We start from the raw sequence: 24,868 nt of genomic DNA, 5'->3' as shown, positions 1-24,868 counted from the left end.
GGGAGGCCGGCCATGCGCCGCAAGGCAAGCCTGGTCCTGCTCGCCTGCGCCGTCTTCTGCGCGGCGCTGTCCCCGCTCATGCGCTGGTACGCCTTCCCGCGCCTGGCCAGGATCCCCGCGAACCAGTACCAGGACATGGTCCTGGAGGCCAGGGGCGCCACCCTCCTCGACTACGGCACCATGCGCGCGAAGAAGGTCTCCAAGGTCACCATCGTGCAGACCCTCAAGGGCGATGTGGACGCGGCCAAGAGGATCGGGAAGACGGCGGGGCGGCCGGTCGTGGTCTGGGACGGCCTCTCCTACGTCCAGGGCCCCGACGGCAAGATGGTCTCCAAGGTCCCCGAGCGGTACATCTTCGACGCCCACAGCCAGGACCCCGTCCACGCCACCGGCGAGATGGTCGACGGCGACCCGGTCACCCGCCAGGGCATCGAGTTCAAGTGGCCCTTCCTGACCCAGAAACGCGACTACGAGTACTTCGACGCGCAGACCCGCACCACCAGCCCCATCCACTACAAGGGCACCCGGACCTTCCGCGGTCTGAAGGTCTACTTCTTCGAACAGACCATCCCCTGGACCAAGGTCCCGATGCCCAGGAGCATGCCGGTGCGGGGCATCACACCCGAATCGGTCGCCAGGACGGGCACCACCCGCTGGTACAGCACGGTCCGCAGGTTCTGGGTCGAGCCGGTCACCGGCGCACCCGTCTACGGCGAGGAACTCCACCAGGAGGAACTGCGCGGCGGCACCCTGCTGGGCGGCCGGCCCGGCGTCACGGCGTTCGCCGGGGACGTGAAGATGCGCGAGGACTACATCGAGCACACCGTCGCCCTGGTCGAGCACAACCGCACCCTGGTCCTGATGCTCACCTCGTACGTCCCCTGGGGCTCCCTGACGGCGGGCCTGCTGCTCCTCGCCCTCTCCCTCTGCCTGGAAGCCCTCGGCCGCCGCCCGGAGGGCCCGGCCCCCGCGGAGGCGACGGACCCCGAACCGGTCAGCGCCTGAGCCGCGCATTGGTGAACCGGGTGGGCTCGGCGGCGGCCGGGTCCTCGGGCCAGGGATGCTTCGGATACCGGCCGCGCAGCTCCGCCCGCACACCCTTGTAACCGTCCTGCCAGAAGGAGGCCAGATCGGCCGTGACGGCGGCGGGCCGCCCGGCGGGGGAGAGCAGATGCACGAGCAGCGGCACCCCCGCCACGGCCAGCGTCTCCCGCAGCCCGAACATCTCCTGGAGCTTCACCGCGAGCACCGGCCGCTCCGGATCCCCGTAGTCGATCCGGATCATGGACCCACTCGGCACGGCGATCCGCTCGGGCGCCAGCTCGTCCAGCCGGGCGGCCTCCCCGCCGGCCCAGGGCAGCAGCCGCGCGAGCGCCTGCCCGGCGTCGACCCGGCCGAGATCGGCCCGTCGCCCGGCCCTGCTCAGCTCCGGCTCCAGCCACTCGTCCACGCGCGCGTGCAGCGCGTCGTCCGACACGTCCGGCCACGGCTCCCCGAGGTGTGCCCGCACGAACGCCAGCCGCTGCCGCAGCGTCTCCGCCTCCGCCGTCCACCGCAACAGCCCGAGCCCCTCCTGCCGGAGCCCGTCCAGCAGGGCCTCCCGTACGAGCGCCGGGTCGGCGTCCCGCAGCGGGCGCGCGGCCAGCTCGATCGCCCCCAGCCGCTCGACGTGCCGGGCCACGACGTCGCCGCCGGCCCAGTGCACCTCGTCCCGCTCGGCGAACAGCGCCCCGGCGGCGGCGAGCGCCACGCCCTCCTCGACGGCGGCTCCGAGCAGCACGCGCGCGTGACCCTTCCCGGCGGGCCGGTCGGCCACGGCTACGACGATCCAGGGAGCGCCCCGCAGCGCCGACCCGTCCACCAGCTCGGCGCGCGTCCCGGAGGCCATGAGGTACGACCCGCCGTTCAGCCTGGCCACCCGCTCGGGAAAGGCGAGGGCGGCGACCAGACCGGCGAGCCCGTCCTCCCCGGCCCCGGCCCGCCCGTCCGTCCCGGCCGGGGCCGAGGCGGCCGCGGAAGCGTCCGGCCTGCCCTCGACGCCCCCCGCCCGCAGCCGGTCACCCCCCTCGGCCAGGGCAGCTGCTCCCGCCCCGGCGCCCGTCCCTGCCCGACGGTCGCGCGCCTCGGCCGGGGTGCCCGCACCGGCCTGCCCGGTGCCTTCCGGCCGACGGCCGGGAGCGGGCGGGCGGGAGAACTCCGTCGCGACGGCCCGCAGCCGCCGCACCTCCGCAGCCCATCGCGCGGCGTAGGCGTCACCCCCGCGCCGGGCACGCCGCAGCGCACCGGCGAGATCGTCCCCGTAGTCCCGCGGCACCTCCTCCGAGAGCAGAGCGACGACCTCCGCACCCTCACCGGCCGTGTCCAGCAAGGCCCGCCCCAGCCGGGGATGCACTCCGAGCCGGGCCAACCGCACACCGACCGGCGTGGCCCGGCCGAGGGAGTCCACCGCCCGCACCGCCGTCAGCGCGGAGCGCGCCGCCGCCATCGCCCCACCCGGGGGAGGGTCGAGCAGCGCCAGCCCGGAGGCGTCCGGATCGCCCCAGCAGGCCGCCTGCAGGGCGAACGCGGTCAGGTCGGCCACCCTGATCTCCGGCGCCGGAAACGCCGGCAGACGCCCGTCCTCGGCCTCCGTCCAGCACCGGTACACCGTCCCCGGCGCCTCGCGCCCGGCCCGCCCCGCCCGCTGCCGCCCGGCGGCCCGTGAGGCCCGCACCGTCGTCAGCCCGCTCAGCCCGCGCGCGTGGTCCACCCGCGGCTCCCGCGCGAGGCCCGAGTCCACCACCACCCGCACGCCGGGCACCGTCAGCGACGACTCCGCCACCGAGGTCGCCAGCACCACCCGGCGCCGCGTCCCCGGCGCCAGCACCGCGTCCTGCACGGCGGCCGGCGCCCGCCCGTGCACCTGGAGCACGTCCACCGCCCCGAGATCCCCGAGCTGCCCCGCCACACGCGCGATCTCGCCCACACCGGGCAGGAAGCACAGCACGTCCCCATCCCGCTCCGCCAGCGCCCGGCGCACCACCGACGCCACGTGCGCCAGCAGCGCCGGATCGACGCGCATCCCGTGCGGCGGCCGCAGCGGACGCACCGGAGGCGCCCACACCACCCGCACCGGATGCGCGACGCCCGCCGCCTCGACCACGGGCGCCCCGCCCAGCAGCCGCGCCCAGCCCTCGGCGTCCGTCGTCGCGGACGCGGCCACCAGCCGCAGCTCCGGCCGCAGCGCCTGCCGTACGTCCCACAGGAACGCGGCCACCGTGTCGGCGTCCAGATGCCGCTCGTGGCATTCGTCGAGGACGACGACGTCGACGCCCGGCAGCTCCTGGTCCCGCTGCAGCCGCTGCAGCAGCACACCGGTCGTGACGACCTCCACGCGTGTGTGCCGCCCCACGGCCCGTTCGCCGCGCACGGTGAACCCCACCCGCTCGCCGGGCCTCTCACCCAGCAGCCACGCCATCCGCCGGGCCGCCGCCCGGGCCGCGATCCGGCGCGGCTCCGCCACCACGACGCGCCGCGCGGGACCGCCGCCGACCAGCCCCGCCAGGACGAGCGGTACCAGCGTCGTCTTGCCCGTGCCGGGCGGCGCCACGAGCACGGCGGTGCCGGCTCCTTCCAGGGCCTCGGTCAGGGCAGGCAGGGCGGAACGCACGGGCAGCGCGTCCAGGGCGTCGTAACGGATCACGCCCCCTAGTGTCGTACGACGGCGAAAACGGCCCCTACGCGCGCGTGCCCATCAGGGTCGGCCGGTGCTCAGTCCCGCTCGCACACGAAGATCGCCGTCCCCGGGATCAGGTTGCCGCGCAGGGGCGACCAGCCGCCCCACTCCGAGGTGTTCCAGGCCGGCCACTCCGGCTCCACCAGGTCCACCAGCCGGAAGCCGGACACCGCGATGTCCCGCACGCGGTCCCCGAGTGTCCTGTGGTGCTCGACATAGACCGCGCGGCCCTCCTCGTCCTGCTCCACATAGGGCGTGCGGTCGAAGTAGGACGAGGCCACGGACAGGCCCTCGGGGCCCGGCTCGTCGGGGAACGCCCAGCGGATCGGATGCGTCACCGAGAAGACGAACCGGCCGCCCGGCCGCAGCACCCGGCGCACCTCGCGCAGCACCAGCCGCGGGTCGGCGACGAACGGCAGCGCCCCGTACGCCGAGCAGGCCAGGTCGAAGGAGCCGTCCGCGAAGGGCAGCGCGCCGGCGTCGGCACAGATCAGGGGAAACGAGCCGCCGATGCGCAGGGCGTGCTGCAGCTGGCGGTGCGAGAGGTCCAGGGCCACCGGGCGCGCCCCCTGGGCGGCCAGCCAGCGCGCGCACTGTGCCGCACCCGCGCCGATCTCCAGGACCTCCTTGCCCTTCAGCTCCTCCGGCGGGCCGAGCAGCTCGGCCTCGATCTCGTCCAGACCCTCAGGGCCCCACACGAAGCGGTCGTCGCCGAGGAACGTGCCGTGCTCGACCTGGTACTCGTCCGCGTTGCGGTCCCACCAGCCCCGGTTGGCCCGTGCGCTCTCCGTGACGCCCGCGTCACGCCGCGTGGCCTCCGGCTCGGCCGCCTCGGATTCCCGGGTCTCGTACGTTTCCGACTCTTGGATGATCGGCTCCCTCGTCGTACTCTTCCGTCCAGCCCGGACGGGGCCCGCGACCCAGGCGGGTTCATGGGCCGTGTGGCCTCAAAGGACGTTTCTTCTGCCGGTTATGTGGCGTTCTGCCCCCGGTGTGCGCCTTCGCGCATTGACCCTTTCCGGCTGCCCCCGTATGCTACAAGTTGCGCTGCGGGCCTGCGCACCTCAGACGTAGCAGGCTGCGCTCGCATCTGTTGTATGTCCCCTCGGTTGTCGAGGCGCCATCACCAGTTCTCTGGTGGGGCGCTTCCTTGGCTGTCCGGCTTCTTCAGAGCGATACGGGCTCCCGGCGTAGCAGTACCTACGACTTCAATGTCCGTACCGGAGCCCTTTCCCACATGACGAGCAGCACCGAGACCACCGCCACCACCCCGCAGGTTGCGGTCAACGACATCGGTAACGAGGAAGCCTTCCTCGCCGCGATCGACGAGACGATCAAGTACTTCAACGACGGCGACATCGTCGACGGCGTCATCGTGAAGGTCGACCGGGACGAGGTCCTGCTCGACATCGGTTACAAGACCGAAGGTGTCATCCCGAGCCGCGAGCTCTCGATCAAGCACGACGTCGACCCCAACGAGGTCGTCGCCGTCGGTGACGAGATCGAGGCCCTGGTCCTCCAGAAGGAGGACAAGGAAGGCCGCCTGATCCTCTCGAAGAAGCGCGCCCAGTACGAGCGTGCCTGGGGCACCATCGAGAAGATCAAGGAAGAGGACGGCATCGTCACCGGTACCGTCATCGAGGTCGTCAAGGGTGGTCTCATCCTCGACATCGGCCTCCGCGGCTTCCTCCCGGCCTCCCTGGTCGAGATGCGCCGTGTCCGCGACCTCCAGCCCTACGTGGGCAAGGAGCTCGAGGCGAAGATCATCGAGCTGGACAAGAACCGCAACAACGTGGTCCTGTCCCGCCGTGCCTGGCTGGAGCAGACCCAGTCCGAGGTCCGCCAGACGTTCCTCACGACCCTCCAGAAGGGTCAGGTCCGTTCCGGTGTGGTCTCCTCGATCGTCAACTTCGGTGCCTTCGTGGACCTGGGTGGCGTCGACGGTCTGGTCCACGTCTCCGAGCTGTCCTGGAAGCACATCGACCACCCCTCCGAGGTCGTCGAGGTCGGCCAGGAGGTCACCGTCGAGGTCCTCGACGTCGACATGGACCGCGAGCGCGTCTCCCTGTCGCTGAAGGCGACCCAGGAAGACCCGTGGCAGCAGTTCGCCCGCACCCACCAGATCGGCCAGGTCGTGCCCGGCAAGGTCACGAAGCTGGTTCCGTTCGGTGCGTTCGTCCGCGTGGACGAGGGCATCGAGGGTCTGGTCCACATCTCCGAGCTGGCCGAGCGCCACGTGGAGATCCCGGAGCAGGTCGTCCAGGTCAACGACGAGATCTTCGTCAAGGTCATCGACATCGACCTCGAGCGTCGTCGCATCAGCCTCTCGCTGAAGCAGGCCAACGAGTCCTTCGGTGCCGACCCGGCCTCGGTCGAGTTCGACCCGACCCTGTACGGCATGGCCGCGTCCTACGACGACCAGGGCAACTACATCTACCCCGAGGGCTTCGACCCCGAGACCAACGACTGGCTCGAGGGCTACGAGAAGCAGCGCGAGGAGTGGGAGCGCCAGTACGCCGAGGCGCAGACGCGCTTCGAGCAGCACCAGCAGCAGGTCATCAAGAGCCGCGAGGCCGACGCTGCCGCTGCCGCCGAGGGTGGCGACGCCGCCGGTGCGGCTCCGGCCGCGGGTGGCGGTTCGTACTCCTCCGAGGGTGCGGACACCTCCGGTGCGCTGGCCTCGGACGAGGCGCTGGCCGCGCTGCGCGAGAAGCTGGCCGGCGGCCAGAGCTGAGCGCAGCCGCTGAGGCGTAGCCGATAGTCGGCTCTGAGGGGCCGCACCTTTCGAGGTGCGGCCCCTCAGGCGTTTTCGAGGCCGATGCTGATCAGTGGCGTGTCGCGGGAATGCCCGCTCTCCAGGGCGTGTTGACGACGACGAACACGAGGAGGAGCGGTCACAGTGCTTGATCCGCAGGGTTTGTACGCATGGGAGCCGAAGGGCCTCGCCGTTGTCGACATGGCGCTCGCCCAGGAGTCGGCCGGCCTTGTCATGCTCTACCACTTCGACGGATACATCGACGCGGGCGAGACCGGGGACCAGATCGTCGACCGGCTGCTCGACTCACTGCCCCACCAGCTCGTCGCCCGCTTCGACCACGACCGGCTCGTGGACTACCGGGCCCGCCGGCCCCTGCTGACCTTCAAGCAGGACCGCTGGACCGAATACGAGGTCCCGGCCATCGAGGTCCGCCTCGTCCAGGACACCACCGGCGCCCCCTTCCTGCTGCTGTCCGGTCCCGAGCCGGACGTGGAGTGGGAGCGGTTCGCGGCGGCCGTACGGCAGATCGTGGAGCGGCTCGGCGTCCGCCTGTCCGTGAACTTCCACGGCATCCCCATGGGCGTCCCGCACACCCGCCCGGTGGGCCTCACCCCGCACGGCAACCGCACGGACCTCGTCCCCGGCCACCGCAGCCCCTTCGACGAGGCCCAGGTGCCCGGCAGCGCCGAGGCGCTGGTGGAGTACCGCCTGATGGAAGCCGGACACGAGGTCCTCGGCGTCGCCGCGCACGTCCCGCACTACATCGCCCGCTCCGCCTACCCGGACGCCGCCCTCACCGTCCTGGAAGCCATCACGGCTGCCACCGGGCTCGTCCTGCCGGGCGTGGCGCACGCGCTGCGCACGGACGCGCACCGCACCCAGACGGAGATCGACCGGCAGATCCAGGAGGGCGACGAGGAACTCACCGCGCTCGTCCAGGGCCTGGAGCACCAGTACGACGCCGCCGCGGGCGCCGAGACCCGGGGCAACATGCTCGCCGAGCCCGTGGAGATCCCGTCGGCCGACGAGATCGGGCGCGAGTTCGAGCGGTTCCTGGCGGAGCGGGAGGGCGACAGCTGAGAGCACGCCGGAGCCGTATCGATGGGGGCTTCGCCGTGCGGGGTGCCCGGCTCCCACCTGCCTGTGCGGCGTACCGGCCCGTACCCCTCGCAGCGGCAGCACCCGTCGCTCCGGCCGCCAAGCGGAGCGTCTAGGCTTCCCGTCATGCTGAAAGTGGGCCTGACCGGTGGGATCGGCGCCGGCAAGAGCGAGGTGTCACGGCTGCTCGTGGAGCACGGGGCCGTGCTGATCGACGCGGACCGCATCGCGCGGGAGGTCGTGGCGCCGGGCACCCCCGGCCTCGCCGCCGTGGTCGAGGCCTTCGGCGAGGAGATCCTCACCGCGGACGGCGGACTGGACCGGCCCAAGCTCGGCTCGATCGTCTTCGCCGACCCCGAGAAGCTCGCCGTCCTCAACTCGATCGTGCACCCCCTGGTGGGCGCCCGCTCCCGCGAGCTGGAGGACGCCGCGGCCGACGACGCCGTCGTGATCCACGACGTGCCCCTCCTCACGGAGAACGGTCTGGCACCGCTCTACGACCTCGTGGTCGTCGTCGACGCGAGCCCCGCGACCCAGCTCGACCGGCTGGTCCGGCTGCGCGGGATGACCGAGAGCGACGCACGCGCGCGTATGGCCGCGCAGGCGACCCGCGAGCAGCGCCGGCAGATCGCGGACGTCCTGATCGACAACGACGTACCCCTGGACGCGCTGCACCAGCGTGTCGCCGAGGTGTGGGGTGACCTCGTACGGCGGGCCCGCGCGGGTTCAGCGGCGCAGGGCGCGGAATAGCGGGCCCCGCCGCGGGCGTTGAAGTGCCGCAGCGAGGGAAGGACTCTGCCGTGCCCGAGACCAGCGGTTCCACCGGACGTACTCCGGAAACGCATGTCATCGACTTCCGTGCAGCCGAGCATCTGCTCAACTCGCGGGATCCGCGAGGTGCGGTGAAGCTGCTCGACGGAGTCATCGCGGCGTACCCGGAGAACACCGCGGCCCGCCTGCTCCGCGCGCGTGCCTTCTTCGCCGCGGCACAACTGAGGCCCGCCGAGCTGGAATTCACCATTGTGCTGGAGCGTGAGCCGGACAACGCGTTCGCGCACTTCGCACTGGCCCGCACCTATGAACGCCAGGGACGTCCCGACCAGGCCAAACGCCACTTCCGCCTCGCGGCCGCGCTCGACCCGAACCCGCAGTACGTGAAGGCGGCGCGCTTCGACGAGTGAGCGGCCCCCGCTCCGTCGGCCGATCACGGATGACGGTGCCTCGGCGGCCCCGGGTACGGCGGCCCACCGTCCGGCGGCGGGTACGGCGGCACGTCACGGCCCGGCTGGTAGTGCGGGCCCTGCCGGATGTGTCTGAGGATCATGGTCATGTCCACGGTGACCACCAGCCACAGCACCCCGCAGGCCGCCGCCCACCCCGGACGCCCGGCGAGCGCGAACGCCGCCGTGCCGAACACCGCCCAGACCAGCCCCCACACGCACAACCAGAACCGCGCCCGCAGAACACTGCGCGCGGTCGCCGGTTCACTGCCGGTACGCATCGGTCACCACTCCTTCCAGCAACGTACTCTTCGGTGACGACGTTCATCAACGGCGCGCTTCCGTCCGGCGCCCAGGCGCGGGTGTCGCCGCGCGTCGAAGGGGGATCCATTGCTGCCGGACGCCGATGACCTGCCCGAACTGCTCCTCGACCTGGCCGTGCCGCACGAGGACGTCAACGAACTGGTGGCCGGTCGGCGCCGGGTGACCGCTGACCCGGGTGCGCTGGTACTCCTGCAGGAGTGCGTCGAGGAGCTCTTCCGCCACCCGGAGGCGACCGGTCACCCACCCGACCTCGCCGACCTCTTCGCCGCGGCGCCGGCCGGGCTGAGCGGCACCTTCGCCGCGTACGTGTTCATCGCCGCGCTCCCGCACACACTCGCCCGGCACCGGGAACGCGGCATCCCGGCCGAGGTCTCCCGGCGCACCCTGGCCGACCTGGGCCGTCAGATGGCGGTGCACCGGCGACGGCACGGTACGACGGGCGTGCACGCCCAGAGCTGGCTCGTCCGGCACTTCCGGGGAGAGCTGTACCAGCTGGGCAGGCTCCAGTTCGAGCGGGCACGGCTCGGTCAGCGCTCGGCACCGGTGATCGCGGCGGCCGGACTGGACGCGGCCCCCGGTACGCCCTGTCTGAACCTGCACATCCCCGACTTCCACGGCCCGCTGACACCGTCCGCCTGTGACCGCTCCCTCGCCCGGGCCCGCGAGTTCTTCGCGGTGCACTACCCCGAGGAGCGGCCGGTGGCCGCGCTGTGCCACTCCTGGCTCCTCGACCCGCAGTTGAAGCGGTACCTGCCCGCCGACTCCCACATCGTCCGCTTCCAGGACCGGTTCCGCACCGCCCGCGAGGACACCGAGCCGTCCGACACCGAACCGGTCCTGTTCGTCTTCGGCGACCCCGACCTGCCGGTCGCGGAACTGCCGCGCCGCACCTCCGTGGAGCGGGCCGTGGGAGACCACCTGCGGGCGGGCGGCCACTGGTACGTCGGCCACGGGTGGTTCCCGTTCTCGGCCGACTGACGACGTCCTGCACCGATCGACGTCCTCCGTCGGCTGACGTTCTCCGCCCCCTGGCGTCTCCGCCGGCTGACGCGGAATGACTCGAACGGGTGAATCGTCGGCGTAGGGGAACGGACGTGCGGAGACGGGCCGTTGTCCGGGCATGACGGTCGAGATGCGTGAGGGATACGAGGGCACGGGACCCGGTGCGATCACCCCGGACGGCTGCGCGGTGGAGCTGTACGAGCGGCTGCCGGTGGGCAACGAGCCGGACATCATCGCCGCGGCGGCACCGGCCGGGGCGCACATCCTGGAGCTGGGCAGCGGGGTGGGCCGCATGACCCACCCCTTGATCGAGCGGGGTTTCACGGTCACGGCGGTGGACGAGTCCGCCGACATGCTGAGCCGGGTCCGCGGGGCGCGCACGATATGCAGTCCGATCGAGGCCCTGGACCTGGGCGGCGAGAGATTCGAGGTGGTGATGCTCGCGTCGTTCCTCGTGCACAACGGCGACGAGGAAGTGCGCCTGGGCATGCTGCGCACCTGCGCCGGCCATGTGGCGGAGGGCGGCTGCGTGCTCATTCAGCGGGAGGGCGAGGACTACCACACGAATGTGCCGAGGGAGCGGGTCGACCCGAGCGGATTCACCGTGAGGATCGCCTCGGTGGAGCCGGCCGGAGACGGGGTGAACTCGGTCCGCGCGGAGTACGTCTTCCCGGACGCGTTCTGGACCCAGACGTTCCTGGCCCGACCGCTGACAAAGCAGCAGTTCGAGTCGGCACTGGAGGAAGCGGGACTGGAGGTGGACGCGTATCTGACCCCGGACGGGACCTGGGTGAGAGCGGTGCCGAAGGCGTAGCGGTCGCAGCGGGCACTTGGTCGCAGCGGGCGGGCGGAGAGCGATGAGTTTCCGGTTCGGGTGGGGTCTACCTCTGTGAAAGCAACCGGCACCGCTTCCCCCAGGAGACCCCCATGTCCGAGTCCACCGCCCGCGTCGCGCCCGCCACTCCGGTCACCCCCGCCACTCCGGTCACCCTCGCCGGTTCCCCCAGCGGCCGGAGGCGCGCGGCTCGGGTCGCGCTGCGGTCCGTGCAGGTGCTGCTCGCGCTGTTCTACGGCGTCGCGAGCGCGCTTCCCAAGCTCATCGCGCATCCCTCGGCCGTCGAGTCCTTCGACAGGATCGGCTGGGGCAGCGGGGCCATGTACACCATCGGCGCGCTCGAACTCGCCGGAGCCATAGCGCTGTTGATCCCCGTCCTGCAGTCCGTGGCGGCGATCGCGCTCAGCGCGCTCATGGTGGGCGCGTTCATCGTCCAGCTCACGGTCTTCGACGGCCAGAACGCGGCGACCCCGCTGATCCTGATGGTGCCGCTCGCCCTGATCGCCTGGGCGCGACGTGGTCACAACAGGGAGCTGCTGCGGTCGGTGCGGCGAGGATGACGCCGACGTCCCCTGGCACCGTGCGGAGACTCCGGTGCCTCGACGGCCAAGCCGACCGGGCCGAAGCCTGCACGAGCGGACGAGCGGACGAGCGGACGAGCGGACGAGCGGACGAGAGCACGGGCGGATGGGCCTGGGCCGTCGGTCTGAGCCGCCGCAGGGGCGAAGGAGGCGGGCCTCACCGTGGCGGCGGGTCGACGCAACGGCCGGGCGCGGGGGCCCGGTCGCTGTACTCGGCGGATGCATGCCTGCGGGTAGGGCCCCCGCCCTCGGATCACCGTCCCCGGGGGCGCCCAGCGGACCCACGCCCACCGGTTCTACCGGCCCCGGATCCACCGGATCCACCGGATCCACCGGATCCACCGGATCCACCGGATCCGTTCGAGCCGGTTCCACCGTGCCTGCCGGACCCACCGTGCCCGCTGGTTCCGCCGGATCCACCGGGCCCGCCGGCTCCGGATCCAGTCCGCCCCCCAGCCGCGGTTCCACCGCGCCTGCCGGCCCCGGATCCAGCCCGCCCGCTTGCTCCACCGGATCCTCCGAAGGCACCGGATCCACCGGGGCCGCCGAGCCCGCCGGGTCCGGCGAAGCCGCTGGGGCCTGCGGGGCCGCGGAAGGCAACGGAGCCGCCGCCCGGGATGCCCGGGCCCCCGAGGCTGCGGAGGCGCTCCATCTCGCGGCGGTCGCGCTTGGTGGGGCGGCCGGTGCCTCGGTCACGGATTCCGGCAGGGGCGAGGGCCTCTCGGGGAGGGGGCGGAGGGGAGTTGTCGATGTAACACTGCGCGGCCACGGGGGCGCCGACCCGCTTGCGGATCAGACGCTTGACGATCACGATCCGTTCGCGGCCCTCGTGCCGCAGGCGCACCTCGTCGCCGACGCGCACGGAGTAGGCGGGCTTCACCCGCTCACCGTTCACATGAACGTGGCCGCCTCGGCAGGCGGTGGCGCCCAGGGAACGCGTCTTGATCAGACGTACGGCCCAGATCCAGCTGTCGATCCGTACCGTCTCGCCCCGGCCCGGGCCGGCGGCCTCGGCGGCGGCCACCGCGGCGGCGATCTTCGGATCGACAGGCTGGTCGGCAGCGACAGGCCGGTGAGCGGAGGCACCGGTGTCCTGGGCGTCCTGAGCAGAACCGGTCGCGTCCGGCCCGCCGGTCCCACCGCTCACGTTCTCGTCCGCATCCTCGGAAGCCATGTCCCCGACCCTAACTCCCGGGCCGGATGAGCCGGGGGCGATTTTTCCGGGGTTGCGGGGTGGCCGGAGAGCAGCTGGAGGCCGCCGGTCGAGGGAACCCGGGCCGGTCCGGCCGGCGATGGAGCGGACCCGGTGCCATCCCACGGCACCGCCGCCCCGAGGGAGCCGTTGGCTTGGCAGCTTGGCAGCTGAGCGGTCTCCGTCTGGCCGTCTGGCCGTCTGGGCGCGTGGCCGACCCGGGGCCGGCGCGGCGGGGGCGGTCCCGGCGGGGGTGCCGTGGTGGTGTGGGAGAGGTGGGGGAGAGGCGTTTTCGCCGGTCCGGCCTGGCCCGGGCATACGGTGGCCGTATGGACGACAGCAGCGCACTCGCGCGGCTCGACCGGCGTGTCGCGGACTGCCGGGCCTGCCCGCGGCTGGTCGAGTGGCGGGAGGAGGTGGCCCGGACGAAACGGGCCGCGTTCGCCGACTGGACGTACTGGGGGCGGCCGGTGCCCGGGTTCGGTCCGGCCGACGCCCGGCTGGCGATCATCGGGCTGGCTCCCGCCGCGCACGGCGGCAACCGCACCGGCCGGATGTTCACCGGGGACCGCTCCGGAGACGTGCTCTACCAGGCGATGTATGACGTGGGACTCGCCTCGCAGCCCACCTCCGTCAGCGCCGACGACGGGCTGGAACTGTATGGCGTCCGCGTCACCGCGCCCGTGCACTGCGCACCGCCCGCGAACAAGCCGACCCCCGGCGAGCGGGACACCTGCCGCCCGTGGCTGGTCCAGGAGCTGAAGCTGCTGCGTCCGGCCCTGAAGGCCGCCGTCGTCCTCGGCGCCTTCGGCTGGCAGGCCGCACTGCCCGCCTTCACCGAGGCGGGCTGGACCGTGCCCCGCCCCCGCCCGGCCTTCGCCCACGGCATCCGGGTCCCCCTGGAGGGCCTGGAGCTCTTCGGCTGTTTCCACGTCAGCCAGCGCAACACCTTCACCGGCCGGCTCACCCCGCAGATGCTGCGCGAGGTGCTGCGCACAGCGGCGGACGCGGCCGGTCTGCCGTAGCCGGCGCTCACCGAAACCGCCTTCGGGGGAGCCGGCGGCGATCGCTCCGTCCCCGTCCTCGGAATCGGTGCCGGACAAACCCCCGTACGGCTGCCAGACGTGCCGCAGGCCCGGCCCGACGGCTGGTGGACGTGCCGCGGGGCCGGTCGCACGGTCGTCAGACGTGCTGCAGGAAAGGGCCCCTCACGGCTGCCAGACGTGCCGCAGGAAAACGCCCCTCACGGCTGCCAGACGTACCGCACGTCCGGCTCCCGTTCCTCGTTCCCGGCCCCGTCGGTGCACTCGACGGCGGTGAAACCGTGGCGTTCGTAGAAACGGTGGGCGGGTTTGTTGACCTGGAAGGTCCACAGGGTCAGCCCGCCGGGGCTGCGCTCCTTGGCCAGCGCGACGAACCGGTCGCCGATGCCGCGCCCCCGCCAGTCGGGGTCCAGATACAACTGGGACAGCGCCTCCCCGTCCAGCACCATCAGTCCGACGATCCCCTCACCGTCCGCCTCCGCCACCCAGGTCTCCCGCGACGGCACCACGACATGCCGGAAGAACTCCCGCACGCCGTCGTCGGAGTGCGGCCGTACGACGGTGGGCAGTGCGGCACGGAAGGACCGCAGCCACACATCGGCGGCGGCACGGGCATCCGCCGCCACGGCCCGGCGCAGCACCACTTCCGCCATCACCGGCCCCCTTCCCGCTCCGGCACCACGGCCGTGGCCGTGATCTCCACCAGCTGACCGGTGTAACCGAGGCAGGCGACGCCGAGCAGAGTGGACGAGTGCGGACCCGTGCTCAGCCCCGAGGACTCCACGACCTCCCACACCGCGGACAGCACCGAGGGCTCGCCGCTCACCACGTACACGTCCGTCGCGACCACGTGCGCCACATCGCTCCCGACGGCCGCCAGCTGCTCCCGCAGATTGGCGATCACCTGCTCGGCCTGCCGTACCGGGTCGTCCGGACCGACGATCTCCCCCTTCGCGTCGAGCGGCACGGCTCCCGCCAGAAAGGCGAGCCTGGTGCCCGCCTCCACCACCGAGGCATGCGCGTAGGTGGGCGGCGGGAAAAGGCTGGGCGCGTTGACCCGGCGGATCATGGCGGCTCCCTGGGGTAGTCGGAATCGTCAAATGCCGATCATCGGTGGCCCGTACGGCCCCACGCATCCGGATTTCCGCCCCGCCGCCCCCACTTGGCCCGCCGCCGCCACTTATCGGGTCGCCGCGGCCCCCGGCCGCGCCCTACGCTCCCTTCCCCGCCCCCTCCCTTCCCCCGCACCAGTGGAGGCCCCCACCATGCCCGCCCTTCCCGACACGGAGTTCCTCGCCGCCACGGCCGACCGTCTCGCCGCCCTCCCCGCAGTCGAGGCCGTGGCCCTCGGCGGCTCCCGGGCCCAGGGCACCCATCGCCCCGACAGCGACTGGGACCTGGCGGTCTACTACCGCGGCGCCTTCGACCCGGACGACCTGCGGGCCGTCGGCTGGGAGGGGGAGGTGTCCGAGGTCGGCGGCTGGGGCGGCGGGGTCTTCAACGGCGGGGCCTGGCTGACCGTCGACGGGCGCCGGGTGGATGTGCACTACCGGGATCTGGACGTGGTGGAGCACGAACTGGCGGAGGCGGAGGAGGGACGGTTCCGGGTGGAGCCGCTGCTCTTCCATCTCGCCGGTATCCCCACCTATCTGGTCGTGGCCGAACTGGCCGTCAACCAGGTGCTCCGGGGCACCCTCCCCCGCCCCGCGGGCTACCCGGCCAGGCTGCGCGTCAGCGCCGCCGAGCGCTGGCACGGCACCGCCGGTGCCACCCTCGCGTACGCGAAGGCCCACCACGCCGCCCACGGCCGCCTCACCGAGACCGCCGGGGCCATCGCCACGGCCGCCGCCCAGGCCGCGCACGGCGTGCTCGCGGCCCGCGGCGAGTGGGTGACGAACGAGAAGCAGCTGCTGGAGCGGGCGGGGCTGCGCCGGATGGACGCGGTGGTGGGCGGGCTGCGCGGCGCACCCGACGTGCTGGTGCGTGCCGTCACCGAAGCCGAGCGGATCGTCGGGGCACCGCGTGTGTAGAACCGTCGAAGCGGTGCGTTCGTGAAGGCGCCGGGCATTGCGTTCATAAAGAAACCAGCCGTCCCGGGCACCTTTCACCTGCCTGAAACGTGATCGCCCCGGTCCCCCGGGAAACCCGCCCTACCGTGGAAGCACAGCCCACCCGGCCACCGTCGTCCGAAGGCCCCCCACCCTTGCCCTCGTACGCACAAGGAGCCCCGTGTCCCGGCCCGCCGTACCCCCCTGGCTCGCCCACGCCCTGCGCGCCCAGCGCGGTCCCGTGCCCTGGAGCGCGGTGACCCGGGGCGCGCTCGCCGCCGGGCCGCTGCTGCTCGCCGGTGTGCTCGCCGGGCGGACACCCGCCGGGGTGCTCGCCGCCATCGGTGCGATGCTCGCCGGCCTCAACGACCGGCCCGGCAGCCGCCGGGCCGCCGTCAGGCGGCTCGGGGTGCCCGCGCTGGCCGGCGCGCTCGGCCTGCTCGTGGGCACGTGTGCCGGGCAGGGGCTGACGGCCGTACCGCTGACCCTGGCGCTCACCGGGCTCGGGCTGCTCGCCGGCGGTGTCAGCGCGATCGGACCCGTCGCCTCCGCCGCGGGCACGCAGCTGCTCGTCGGCGCCGCCCTCGGTGCCGGGATGCCGGCGGCCGAGAGCGGCTGGCAGCGGGCCCTCGCCTTCCTCGCCGGGGCCGGCTGGCTGCTCGTGCTGCGGCTCGCCCTGCCCACACCCGGTTCGCTCGCCGGGGACTTCCGCTTCGACGGGGAGCGGGCGGCGGTCGCCGCGGTGTACGACGCCGTCGCCGCCCTGCTCGATGCCGTGGGCGGTGAGCAGGCCACCGCCCGGCGGGCCGCACTCACCGCCGCCCTCGACCACGCCCAGGACGCCCTCGCCGGGCCCCGGCTGCGCCGGTTCGCCTCTTCCGCCGCCGAGCGCCGGCTGCACGCGCGGTACGCGGCCGCGCTGCCCCTCGCCGAGGCCGCCACCGCCCTGTTCTGGGCCGGGGAGCCCGTCTCGGCGCGGGCCGCCGCAGGGCCCCGGCGACTCGCCGCAGCCGTCCGCGACAACACCGCCACCGGCCCGCTGCCCGCCCCGCACCGGTCGGCGCCCGCCCTGCGCGCCCTCGACGACGCCCTGCTGCGCGCCGCCGAGGCCTTCGACCGCGGCAAGCCGACCGACCTGCACACCCGCAGGCGTACGGCCGCAACCCTGGTGCGCATCGCCCTCGGCGCCGGCGGACGCGAGTACGGCCTCAGGGTCGCCCTCTGCTTCGGCGCCGGCGCCGCCGTGGCGCAGGCGCTGCACCACACCCGCTGGTACGGCCACCACCAGCACTGGTACTGGCTGCCGGCCACCGCCGTCTTCCTCGTCAAGCCCGACCTCGGGCCGCTCGTGTCCCGGGTGCTGTGCCGGGCGGCCGGGACCGTGCTGGGCGCTCTCGTGTTCGCCGGGTTCGCCGCCGTCCTGCCGAGGCCCGGCGGGCTCATCGCGCTCGTGGCCGTCAGCGGCGCCCTGATCCCCGTGGCCACACGGCACTTCGCCGCCCAGACAGCCGTCGTGACCGTCCTCGTCCTCAGCCTCCTGATGACCGGCGGGGAGCCCCAGGCCTCCGTCAGCCGGATCGGGGAGACCCTGCTGGCCTGCGTGATCGTGCTCGTCGTCGGGCACCTGCCGATGCCGGGGCAGCGGGGCGGGGGAGTGCGGGCCCGGCTGACCGCCGCGGGGGACGCGGCGCAGGCGTACCTCGCCCACGTGGTGACCCGGTCCCAGGACCGCGCCACCCGCTGGACGCTGCGCCGCGAGGCCTACCGCGCTCTCGCCGAGGCCCGCGCGGCCGTCGTCCTCGCCGCCGCCGAACTCCCCCCGCTGGCCCGGCACGCGGAGGGCGCGGACGAGATCGTCGCCACCCTGGAACGGCTCGTGGACACGACCACCGCCTGCGCCGTCCACCTCGACGACTCCGGCCGTCTCGCGGCCCGGCACCTGGACCGACTCGCGGAGCTGCTGGCCGAGTTCGAGAAGGGCCGGGAGCGGACGGCGCTGCGGCTGCCCGGACTTCCCCTCGCCGGATGAGGCGGTCCGGATCCCTCCCGTGATCTGACGACTCATCAATCACTGGTGTCTCAGGGAGAGTCAACCTCCACAGGCGTTCCCGCGTCCCAGGGAGAGGTCCATGTTCCCCGCCCGAGGAGAGGTCCAGTCCATGTCCCGACTCACCCGTCTCAGACTCGCGACCGGTGCCGCCACGGCCGTCGCCGCCGCCGTCGTACTCACGGCGTCGCCCGCGGTCGCCGGCGAACCGGCCGTGTCCCAGCCGCACATCGTCGCCCACTTCGACCTGGCGGCAGGGCAGTCGCCGGAGAACATCGCGGTCGAACCCGACGGCTCCGCCGACCTGACCTTCGCCTCCGCCCGGCAGATCGCCCACGTCACCCCGGACGGACACACGACGATCCGCGCGACCCTGCCCGACGAGCCCGACGCCAACACCCCCAACCTGAAGGCCGCCACCGTCTTCGGCATCGCCCGCGCCCACGACGGCACGCTCTACGTCGACTACGCCACCGGCACCGGCAAGACCGGCATCTGGCGCATCGACCCCGACGGCGGCACGCCCCGGCAGATCGCCCAGCTGCCCGCGACCGCACTGCCCAACGGCCTCGCCCTCGACGAACGCCACGGGCTGCTCTACGCCGCCGACTCGGTGCAGGGTGCCGTGTGGCGGGTTCCGCAGGCCGGTGGCACGCCGACCGTGTGGGCCAAGGACACCGCCCTCGACCCGGTCCCCGTGACCGGCGCCGGATTCGGTGCCAACGGCGTCAAGATCCACGGCGGCGCCGTGTGGGTGTCCAACAGCGACCGCGGGACGCTGCTGCGCATCCCCGTGCGGCCGAACGGCTCCGCGGGAACGGTCGAGACCCGGGCCACCGGGCTGGACCACATCGACGACTTCACCTTCGCCACACCGCGCGGCGACACCGTCCTCGCCGCCCTGATCGGCGACGACGAGGTCGCCGAGGTGCACCCCGACGGCACCCACACCGCCGTCCTCACGCACGCCGACGGGCTGTCCAACCCCACCTCCCTGGCCGTGCACGACGGGACGGTCTACGTCGACAGCGCCGCGTACTTCACCCGGCAGGACCCGAACCTGCTGCTGGCCCGTCTGAGCTGCGAAGACGGGCTCTGACAGGCCGGGCGGGCCCGGGCGGCTTCCCGGGCCCGCCCCGCCCCGCCGCTGCCGCCGGTGGTGGCGCGGCCGGGATGTCCGCAGACCCGTCCCGTGCCGGAGCGGTGAGCGGATGCGCGGTTCGGCGCACCCGAGGTGACGGCCGCGTCGTACCGTGGCGTGATGACCGAGTCACCCGCCGATCTCCTCATCACCGGATGCACCGTCCTGGTGCACGACGACGAGGAGCGGATCGGGTTCGAGGAGGACGCCGCGGTCGTCGTACGGGACGGGGTGATCGACGCGGTGACGACCGCGGCCGCCGTGCGGCGGACGGCCGCCGCGCAGCGCATCGACGCCCGCGGACAGGTCGCCATGCCCGGCCTCGTCAACTGTCACACCCACGCGCCGATGGCCGCGCTGCGCGGCGTCGCCGAGGACCTGCCCACCGACGAGTGGTTCAACGACGTCGTCTGGCCGATCGAGTCCAACCTCACCGAGCGAGACGTGGAGTTGGGGGCCCGACTGGCCTGCGCCGAGATGATCCGCGGCGGCGTGACCTGCTTCGCCGACCACTACTTCCGCATGGACGCGGTGGCGGCAGTCGTGGCCGAGTGCGGGATCCGGGCGCACCTCGGGGAGGCGTACTTCTCCTCGCAGGGCGCCCGAGGCCGGGAGGGATCACTGGAGTTCGCGCTACGGCACCGGGGCGGCGCCGGCGGCCGCATCACCACCGCCCTCGCCCCGCACGCCCCCTACACCGTCACCGACGCCGACCTCGCCGCCACCGCCGGCCTGGCCCGCGCACACGGCCTGCCCGTGCACATCCACGCCGCCGAGAACCGCGAGCAGACCGAGACCAGCCTCGCCCGGCACGGACGCACCCCCATCGAGACCCTGGACCGCGCCGGACTCCTCGACACCGACCTGCTCATCGCGCACGGCACCGGGATCACCGAGCGCGACCTGCCCCTGCTGGCCCGCACGGGCGGCCGTACGGCCGTGGCGACCGCGCCCCGCGGCTACCTCAAGTTCGCCTGGCCGACCACGACTCCGGTGCGGGCCCTGCGCGCGGCCGGCGTCCCCGTCGGACTCGCCACCGACGGCGCCGCCTCCAACAACTCCCTCGACGTCTGGGAGTCGATGGCGCTGACCTCCCTGATCCAGAAGTCGGCCGAAGGCGATCCGCGCTGGCTGACGTCCCGCCAAGCCCTCCACCACGCCACCCTGCAGAGCGCCCGCGCGGTCGGCCTCGGCGACAGCGTGGGCACCCTCGCGCCCGGCCGGCGCGCCGACATCATCCTGGTCGACCTCACCGGTCCGCACACCCAGCCCGTCCACGACCTCGCCGCGACCCTCGTGCACAGCGCGCGCTCGTCCGACGTCCGTACGACCGTCGTCGACGGCCGGGTCCTGATGCGCGACCGGGAACTCCTCACCCTCGATCTGCCCGCCGTCACCGGCGAGTTGACGCGCCGCCTGCCCGCGCTGACCGACCGGGGACACGGGCGGCGCATCCAGGAGTACGACACCTGATCCCGCGTAGGCTGCCCGTCATGGATCTCGCGGACGGCCTTGTCGACCAGCCCTACGACGTGTACCGCCACCTGCGCGCCACCGCGCCCGTGCACCGCATCACCGGACCGGACGGCACCGCCGCCTGGCTCGTCACCCGGTACGAGGACGTCCGTGCCGCCCTGGCCGACCCCCGGCTGTCGCTGGACAAGCGGCGCGGCACCGCCGGCGCGTACAAGGGCCTCTCGCTGCCGCCCGCGCTCGACGCCAACCTCCTCAACATGGACCCGCCCGACCACACCCGCATCCGGCGCCTGGTCGGCCGCGCCTTCACCCCGCGCCGCGTCCAGCGACTGCGCGAGCCGATCCGGCGCACCGCCGACCGGCTCCTCGACGCGCTCGGCCCGCACGGCAGCACGGACCTGGTCGCCTCCTACGCCGCCCCGCTGCCCATCACCGTCATCTGCGACCTGCTCGGCATCCCGGAGGGGGACCGGCTGGACTTCCGGCAGTGGACCGACAGCCTCACGGCCCCCGACCCGGCCCGGCCCCACGCCACCAAGGAGGCGATGGCGGCCATGCTCGACTTCCTCACCCGGCTCCTCGGTGCCAAGCGCCGGGCGCCCGCCGACGACCTGCTCTCCGACCTGATCGCCGTACGCGACGAGGGCGACCGGCTCGGCGAGGACGAGCTGATGTCCCTGGCCTTCCTCATCCTCTTCGCCGGGTACGAGAACACGGTCCAGCTCATCGGCAACGCCGTGCTGGCCCTGCTGCGGCATCCGGACCAGCTCGCCGCCCTGCGCGAGGACCCGGCCCGGCTCCCCGCCGCCGTCGAGGAGTTCGCCCGCTACGAGGGACCCATGCTGCTCGCCATGCGCCGGTTCCCGGTCGAGGACGTGACGATCGCCGGGGTGACCATCCCGGCGGGCGAGACGGTCTGGGTGTCCCTGTCCGCCGCCGACCGCGACCCCGACCGCTTCCCCGACCCCGACCGCCTCGACCTCTCCCGCGACGCCACCGGGCAGCTCGCCCTCGGCCACGGCATCCACTACTGCCTCGGCGCGCCGCTGGCCCGCGCGGAGACGGAGATCGCCCTGGCGGCCCTGCTGGAGCGGCTCCCGGAACTCGCCCTCGCGGACGGGGAGGTGACCTGGCGGCGGTCGATGCGCGCCCGGGGACTGCGGGCCCTTCCCGTGACGTACTAGATCCCGGCGGAAAATCGCCGCGGAAATCTCCGTGCGCGGCGATGAGTTCCGCTCCCGGCGGCGGTCACCACCCCGAACCGACCGTCGGACAGGAGGGCCCATGTCGCTTCCGGAGATCGTCTCGCGCGAGCAGTGGCGCACGGCGCGCGAGGAGTTGCTGCGCAAGGAGGAGGCGGTCAGACGGGCGCGGGAGGTCCTCGGGGCGGAGCGGCGGCGGCTGCCCATGGTCGAGGTGGACACGGAGTACGTCTTCGAGGGCGGCGACGGCAAGGCGACCCTCCTGGACCTCTTCGAGGGCCGGGCGCAGCTCGTCGTCCACCACTTCATGTTCGCGCCGGAGTCCCAGACCGGCTGCCCGTGCTGCTCGGCCTTCCTGGACCAGCTCGGCCACCTCGCCCACCTGCGCGCCCGGAACACCTCGTTCGCGGTCGTCTCCAGGGCACCGTTCACCCGGATCCTGCCGTTCAAGGCGCGCATGGGCTGGGCGGTGCCCTGGTACTCCTCGGCGCACGGCGACTTCAACCTCGACTTCGAGGCCACCGTGGAGTCGGACGAAGGCCTGCGCGACCGCCCCGGCGTCAGCTGCTTCCTGCGCGACCACGACCGGGTGTTCCACACCTACTCGGGGTACGACGACGGGCTGGACGGACTCGGCACCCTCGCCGGTCTGCTCGACCTCACCGCCCTCGGCCGCAGTCCCGCCGGCAGCGACCGGCTCCGCCTTCACGACGAGTACGACTACTGACACAGCCGGTGCTGTTCGTGTCACAAAGTGAACGAATCCTCACGGCCCGCGCAGGACGGGTGTAGGTAATGTCTCAGTCCCGTCACCGAGCGAGGCGATTGCGGTCTCCAGGGCGTTAACTCCCAGAAGCACGACGCTACTGGAGGTGCGAGATGGTGAACGGGCGAACCGTGCTCGAACGCTTTCCCGCCGGTGGTCCGCGGGGATCCTGGCCTGCGGAGGAGTTCGCGCACGCGCGGCGTCTGGAAGGACTGCCGGCGGAAGTCGTCATGGACCTCGCGACGGACGCGTTCCTGGTGATCGTCCGGGGCGGTGACCACACGGAGTGAGGGTGCTCAGACCGGCTTCGGTGCCGGTACCCGCGCCGTGAACTGCTGCGCCTGCAGCGCGTACAGCTCGGCGTAGACGCCACCCCTGGCCAGCAGCTCGTCCGGGGTCCCGGACTCCACCAGCCGCCCGTGCTCCAGCACATGCACCAGGTCGGCGTGCCGGACCGAGGCCAGCCGGTGGGTGATGAGCACGACCGTCTGCCCGCTGCCCGCCAGCGCCCGGATCTTCTCGAACACCTCCAGCTCGGCCCGCGCGTCCAGCGCGGCCGTCGGCTCGTCCACGATCAGCACCCGCCCGCGCCGGTACGCCGCCCGTGCGATGCCGAGCCGCTGCCACTGACCGCCGGACAGTTCGTGTCCGCCGCTGAAGTCACGGGCCAGCAGGGTGTCCAGACCGCGCGGCAGCTCCGCCACCATCTCCTCGGCGCCCGCCTCGGCGACCGCCGCGGCCAGGCCCTCCTCGGTCATGGACGCGCAGGAGCGGCCGACGGCCACGTTCACCCGGGCGGTGAACGGCCAGCGTTTGAAGTCCTGCGCCACCATCGCGATGCGCTCGGCGAGCAGCCGCCGGTCGGCCCGCGCCGCGTCGACGCCGTCCCACAGGATCCGGCCCCGGTCCGGGGTGTACAGCCCGGCGAGCAGTTTGACCAGGGTCGTCTTCCCCGAGCCGTTCTCGCCGACGAGCGCGATGATCCGGCCGAGCGGCAGTGTCAGGGTGACGTCGTCCAGGGCGGGCCGGGCCGAGTCGCCCGGATAGCGGAAGGTGACGTTCTCGAAGCGGATCTCCTTCGGGTCCTCCGGCAGGGCCTCACCGCCCGCCGGGATGGCCCGCTCGGCCGCCTCCACGTACAGCCGTTGCAGATCCCCCACGAAGAGGGCCTCCTCGTGCAGCTGGTTGATCTCCAGCACCAGCGTGTCCAGGCTCGCCGCCCCCGTACGGATCGCGATCAGCGCCGTACCGGCCACCGACAGGGCCATGGCACCGGCCAGCAGCAGCGCACCCAGCGTGGCGTAGGTGGCGAGCGTGGCGAGGCCCGTCCAGGTCGCGGCGATCAGACCGGTACGGGCGGCGAGCCGGGACAGCCGGGTCTGCTCCGCCTCCGCCGTCTCCGACATGGACCGGAAATGGCGCAGCAGGAACGGGCCCACGCCGTGCACCCGGATCTCGGGGGCGGCGGCGGGCTCGGTGAGCAGATGGCTGATCAGCCGGCCGGCGCGCGCGTGCTGGACCCAGACGTGGAAGGACTCGTAGCGGCGCCGCGCGTTGGTGAGCGCACCCCAGGCGCTGGGCAGGGTCATGGTGACCAGCAGCGGCAGCAGGAGCGGGTGCAGTACCGCGAGCACGCCCGCGGCCGCGATCAGCGAGATCAGCGCGCCCGTCACGCGGGTGCCGTAGGAGATCATGCGGCGCGCGGACTCGGCGCCGTACTGGGCGGTGTCCAGCAGTTTGTGGAAGGCGTGGTCCTCGATCGCGGAGAGCTCCACGTTCGCCGCCCGCTCCAGATACAGCTCGGTCGCCACCCGCTCCACCTTGGGCTCCAGGCGTCCGGTGGCGTAGGTGGACGCCGCGCGCAGCAGTACCGCCACGACGGCCACGGCGGCCATGGCGACCAGGGCGGGGGCGGCCGAGCGCAGTCGCTGCTCGATGCCCGGGCCGGTCAGCAGCCTGCCGAGCGCGCTGTTCACGGCCAGCAGGCTCACCGCCTGGGTGCCACCGCGGACCGCCTCGGCGGCCAGGACGATCCAGGCGGCCCGGGCGTCGGCCTGCAGGGCCAGCCGCAGGCCGGACGCCAGCATGCCGGGCAGCCGGCCCAGCATCGTCCGGAAGCCGAGCTTCAGGACGGCGTCCTCGTGTTCGCTCCAGCCCACGTCGTAGCGCAGCGGCCCCCCGAACAGCAGCCGCTCCGACTCCGACACCGCGGGCTCGGGCATCCCGTGCCGCTTCCTCACGACCGACCTCCCCGGTGCGTCACCGAACGGCCACTATCCCCGGGCGGACCGGCGGGGGGCAGGGCGCCTGGGGGAGCGAGGGGGCGGTGCGGTGGAGCACGGGCGGAGTGATGGGGGAGCGCGGGGCTTCCGGGGGAGACTGGAGGGGGCGGTCACCCGGCCGAGGGCCGGTCAAGGGGG

At 73.3% G+C, this 24,868-nt stretch carries 22 protein-coding genes and 1 pseudogene; 16 read left to right on the top strand and 7 right to left on the bottom strand.

Going from position 1 to position 24,868, the window contains the following annotated elements:
* Window positions 1-12 precede the first annotated feature (12 nt).
* Complete coding sequence (gene pgfA / locus IO33_RS0118620) at window positions 13-1,005, top strand: cell envelope lipid trafficking protein PgfA (RefSeq protein ID WP_031166280.1); 993 nt, start codon at window positions 13-15, stop codon at window positions 1,003-1,005.
* Here the strand turns inward: pgfA and IO33_RS0118615 are convergent.
* Window positions 995-3,682 carry an ATP-dependent RNA helicase gene (locus tag IO33_RS0118615; RefSeq protein ID WP_031166278.1) on the bottom strand — a complete coding sequence of 896 codons (2,688 nt, stop codon included), beginning with the start codon at window positions 3,680-3,682 and terminating at the stop codon, window positions 995-997. The two genes, pgfA and IO33_RS0118615, sit on opposite strands and share 11 nt — an antisense overlap.
* A 68-nt stretch (window positions 3,683-3,750) precedes the next feature.
* Window positions 3,751-4,587 (bottom strand): class I SAM-dependent methyltransferase, encoded by an 837-nt coding sequence (locus IO33_RS0118610; protein WP_209438879.1) that lies wholly within the window; start codon window positions 4,585-4,587, stop codon window positions 3,751-3,753.
* Window positions 4,588-4,952: 365 nt separating this feature from the next.
* Between IO33_RS0118610 and rpsA the strand changes: the two genes are divergently transcribed.
* From rpsA to IO33_RS0118590, 4 genes are all read left to right on the top strand, one after another.
* Window positions 4,953-6,449 carry a 30S ribosomal protein S1 gene (gene rpsA / locus IO33_RS0118605; protein WP_031166273.1) on the top strand — a complete coding sequence of 499 codons (1,497 nt, stop codon included), beginning with the start codon at window positions 4,953-4,955 and terminating at the stop codon, window positions 6,447-6,449.
* Between the two features lie 165 nt (window positions 6,450-6,614).
* Window positions 6,615-7,553, top strand: coding sequence for a PAC2 family protein (locus IO33_RS0118600; protein ID WP_031166270.1), 939 nt, complete (start codon window positions 6,615-6,617; stop codon window positions 7,551-7,553).
* A gap of 144 nt (window positions 7,554-7,697) precedes the next feature.
* Window positions 7,698-8,321: a dephospho-CoA kinase gene (coaE, locus tag IO33_RS0118595; protein ID WP_031166267.1), complete on the top strand. Its 624-nt coding sequence runs from the start codon at window positions 7,698-7,700 to the stop codon at window positions 8,319-8,321.
* Between the two features lie 50 nt (window positions 8,322-8,371).
* On the top strand, window positions 8,372-8,752 hold the full coding sequence (locus tag IO33_RS0118590) for a tetratricopeptide repeat protein (RefSeq protein ID WP_031166265.1): 381 nt from the start codon (window positions 8,372-8,374) through the stop codon (window positions 8,750-8,752).
* Between the two features lie 23 nt (window positions 8,753-8,775).
* Here IO33_RS0118590 and IO33_RS0118585 read toward each other — a convergent pair whose 3' ends face one another.
* Window positions 8,776-9,072 (bottom strand): DUF6343 family protein, encoded by a 297-nt coding sequence (locus IO33_RS0118585; RefSeq protein ID WP_051926848.1) that lies wholly within the window; start codon window positions 9,070-9,072, stop codon window positions 8,776-8,778.
* 109 nt (window positions 9,073-9,181) lie between these two features.
* Between IO33_RS0118585 and IO33_RS0118580 the strand changes: the two genes are divergently transcribed.
* The 3 genes from IO33_RS0118580 (at window position 9,182) to IO33_RS0118570 (ending at window position 11,512) form a co-directional block, all read left to right on the top strand.
* A complete protein-coding gene (locus IO33_RS0118580; protein WP_031166261.1) occupies window positions 9,182-10,093 on the top strand; it encodes an acyltransferase domain-containing protein in 912 nt (303 codons plus the stop codon).
* 154 nt (window positions 10,094-10,247) lie between these two features.
* Window positions 10,248-10,931 carry a class I SAM-dependent methyltransferase gene (locus IO33_RS0118575; protein ID WP_031166260.1) on the top strand — a complete coding sequence of 228 codons (684 nt, stop codon included), beginning with the start codon at window positions 10,248-10,250 and terminating at the stop codon, window positions 10,929-10,931.
* Window positions 10,932-11,044: 113 nt separating this feature from the next.
* Window positions 11,045-11,512: a DoxX family protein gene (locus IO33_RS0118570; RefSeq protein WP_031166259.1), complete on the top strand. Its 468-nt coding sequence runs from the start codon at window positions 11,045-11,047 to the stop codon at window positions 11,510-11,512.
* Window positions 11,513-11,981: 469 nt separating this feature from the next.
* Here IO33_RS0118570 and IO33_RS52550 read toward each other — a convergent pair.
* Window positions 11,982-12,707: pseudogene (locus IO33_RS52550) on the bottom strand (RNA-binding S4 domain-containing protein); the annotation flags it as partial.
* A 347-nt stretch (window positions 12,708-13,054) separates the two neighbouring features.
* Here IO33_RS52550 and IO33_RS0118565 point away from each other — a divergent pair.
* Window positions 13,055-13,750 (top strand): uracil-DNA glycosylase, encoded by a 696-nt coding sequence (locus IO33_RS0118565; RefSeq protein ID WP_031166257.1) that lies wholly within the window; start codon window positions 13,055-13,057, stop codon window positions 13,748-13,750.
* 218 nt (window positions 13,751-13,968) lie between these two features.
* Here the strand turns inward: IO33_RS0118565 and IO33_RS0118560 are convergent, their stop codons facing one another.
* Together IO33_RS0118560 and IO33_RS0118555 are read right to left on the bottom strand one after the other, a co-directional pair.
* Window positions 13,969-14,421, bottom strand: a complete 453-nt coding sequence (locus tag IO33_RS0118560) for a GNAT family N-acetyltransferase (RefSeq protein WP_031166255.1) — start codon at window positions 14,419-14,421, stop codon at window positions 13,969-13,971.
* A complete protein-coding gene (locus IO33_RS0118555) occupies window positions 14,421-14,837 on the bottom strand; it encodes a RidA family protein (protein ID WP_031166253.1) in 417 nt (138 codons plus the stop codon). Before IO33_RS0118555 ends, IO33_RS0118560 begins: the two co-directional genes overlap by 1 nt.
* Window positions 14,838-15,033: 196 nt before the next feature.
* On the opposite strand from IO33_RS0118555, the gene IO33_RS0118550 reads away from it, so the two are divergent.
* The 7 genes from IO33_RS0118550 to IO33_RS51230 all read left to right on the top strand — a co-directional run bounded on the left by IO33_RS0118550 (window position 15,034) and on the right by IO33_RS51230 (window position 22,738).
* On the top strand, window positions 15,034-15,798 hold the full coding sequence (locus tag IO33_RS0118550) for a nucleotidyltransferase domain-containing protein (RefSeq protein WP_031166251.1): 765 nt from the start codon (window positions 15,034-15,036) through the stop codon (window positions 15,796-15,798).
* A gap of 199 nt (window positions 15,799-15,997) precedes the next feature.
* The gene (locus tag IO33_RS0118545) at window positions 15,998-17,845 is read left to right on the top strand and encodes an FUSC family protein (RefSeq protein WP_031166248.1); all 1,848 of its coding nucleotides are present in this window, start codon (window positions 15,998-16,000) and stop codon (window positions 17,843-17,845) included.
* Between the two features lie 130 nt (window positions 17,846-17,975).
* Window positions 17,976-18,962 (top strand): SMP-30/gluconolactonase/LRE family protein, encoded by a 987-nt coding sequence (locus IO33_RS0118540; protein WP_031166246.1) that lies wholly within the window; start codon window positions 17,976-17,978, stop codon window positions 18,960-18,962.
* Between the two features lie 162 nt (window positions 18,963-19,124).
* Window positions 19,125-20,477 (top strand): amidohydrolase, encoded by a 1,353-nt coding sequence (locus tag IO33_RS0118535; protein ID WP_031166244.1) that lies wholly within the window; start codon window positions 19,125-19,127, stop codon window positions 20,475-20,477.
* A 20-nt stretch (window positions 20,478-20,497) separates the two neighbouring features.
* Window positions 20,498-21,664, top strand: coding sequence for a cytochrome P450 family protein (locus tag IO33_RS0118530; protein ID WP_031166242.1), 1,167 nt, complete (start codon window positions 20,498-20,500; stop codon window positions 21,662-21,664).
* Window positions 21,665-21,764: 100 nt separating this feature from the next.
* The gene (locus tag IO33_RS0118525; RefSeq protein WP_031166239.1) at window positions 21,765-22,409 is read left to right on the top strand and encodes a DUF899 domain-containing protein; all 645 of its coding nucleotides are present in this window, start codon (window positions 21,765-21,767) and stop codon (window positions 22,407-22,409) included.
* 152 nt (window positions 22,410-22,561) lie between these two features.
* A complete protein-coding gene (locus IO33_RS51230; RefSeq protein ID WP_167349458.1) occupies window positions 22,562-22,738 on the top strand; it encodes a hypothetical protein in 177 nt (58 codons plus the stop codon).
* A gap of 6 nt (window positions 22,739-22,744) precedes the next feature.
* On the opposite strand, the gene IO33_RS0118515 is transcribed toward IO33_RS51230, so the two are convergent.
* Window positions 22,745-24,670: an ABC transporter ATP-binding protein gene (locus IO33_RS0118515; protein WP_031166237.1), complete on the bottom strand. Its 1,926-nt coding sequence runs from the start codon at window positions 24,668-24,670 to the stop codon at window positions 22,745-22,747.
* Window positions 24,671-24,868 lie beyond the last annotated feature (198 nt).

The organism is Streptomyces durhamensis, assembly GCF_000725475.1.
Lineage (GTDB): Bacteria > Actinomycetota > Actinomycetes > Streptomycetales > Streptomycetaceae > Streptomyces > Streptomyces filipinensis.
Note: the sequence above shows the minus strand (reverse complement) of the source record. Positions and strands in the feature narration are given on the sequence as shown.

Coding starts and splice junctions, on each gene's coding strand:
- IO33_RS0118555 (WP_031166253.1), bottom strand. CDS start 14,837: ATGATCCGCCGGGTCAACGCGCCCAGCCTTTTCCCGCCGCCCACCTAC.
- IO33_RS0118565 (WP_031166257.1), top strand. CDS start 13,055: ATGGACGACAGCAGCGCACTCGCGCGGCTCGACCGGCGTGTCGCGGAC.
- coaE (WP_031166267.1), top strand. CDS start 7,698: ATGCTGAAAGTGGGCCTGACCGGTGGGATCGGCGCCGGCAAGAGCGAG.
- IO33_RS0118560 (WP_031166255.1), bottom strand. CDS start 14,421: ATGGCGGAAGTGGTGCTGCGCCGGGCCGTGGCGGCGGATGCCCGTGCC.
- IO33_RS0118575 (WP_031166260.1), top strand. CDS start 10,248: ATGCGTGAGGGATACGAGGGCACGGGACCCGGTGCGATCACCCCGGAC.
- IO33_RS0118550 (WP_031166251.1), top strand. CDS start 15,034: ATGCCCGCCCTTCCCGACACGGAGTTCCTCGCCGCCACGGCCGACCGT.
- rpsA (WP_031166273.1), top strand. CDS start 4,953: ATGACGAGCAGCACCGAGACCACCGCCACCACCCCGCAGGTTGCGGTC.
- IO33_RS0118535 (WP_031166244.1), top strand. CDS start 19,125: ATGACCGAGTCACCCGCCGATCTCCTCATCACCGGATGCACCGTCCTG.
- IO33_RS0118540 (WP_031166246.1), top strand. CDS start 17,976: ATGTCCCGACTCACCCGTCTCAGACTCGCGACCGGTGCCGCCACGGCC.
- pgfA (WP_031166280.1), top strand. CDS start 13: ATGCGCCGCAAGGCAAGCCTGGTCCTGCTCGCCTGCGCCGTCTTCTGC.
- IO33_RS0118525 (WP_031166239.1), top strand. CDS start 21,765: ATGTCGCTTCCGGAGATCGTCTCGCGCGAGCAGTGGCGCACGGCGCGC.
- IO33_RS0118515 (WP_031166237.1), bottom strand. CDS start 24,670: ATGCCCGAGCCCGCGGTGTCGGAGTCGGAGCGGCTGCTGTTCGGGGGG.
- IO33_RS0118530 (WP_031166242.1), top strand. CDS start 20,498: ATGGATCTCGCGGACGGCCTTGTCGACCAGCCCTACGACGTGTACCGC.
- IO33_RS0118570 (WP_031166259.1), top strand. CDS start 11,045: ATGTCCGAGTCCACCGCCCGCGTCGCGCCCGCCACTCCGGTCACCCCC.
- IO33_RS0118585 (WP_051926848.1), bottom strand. CDS start 9,072: ATGCGTACCGGCAGTGAACCGGCGACCGCGCGCAGTGTTCTGCGGGCG.
- IO33_RS51230 (WP_167349458.1), top strand. CDS start 22,562: ATGGTGAACGGGCGAACCGTGCTCGAACGCTTTCCCGCCGGTGGTCCG.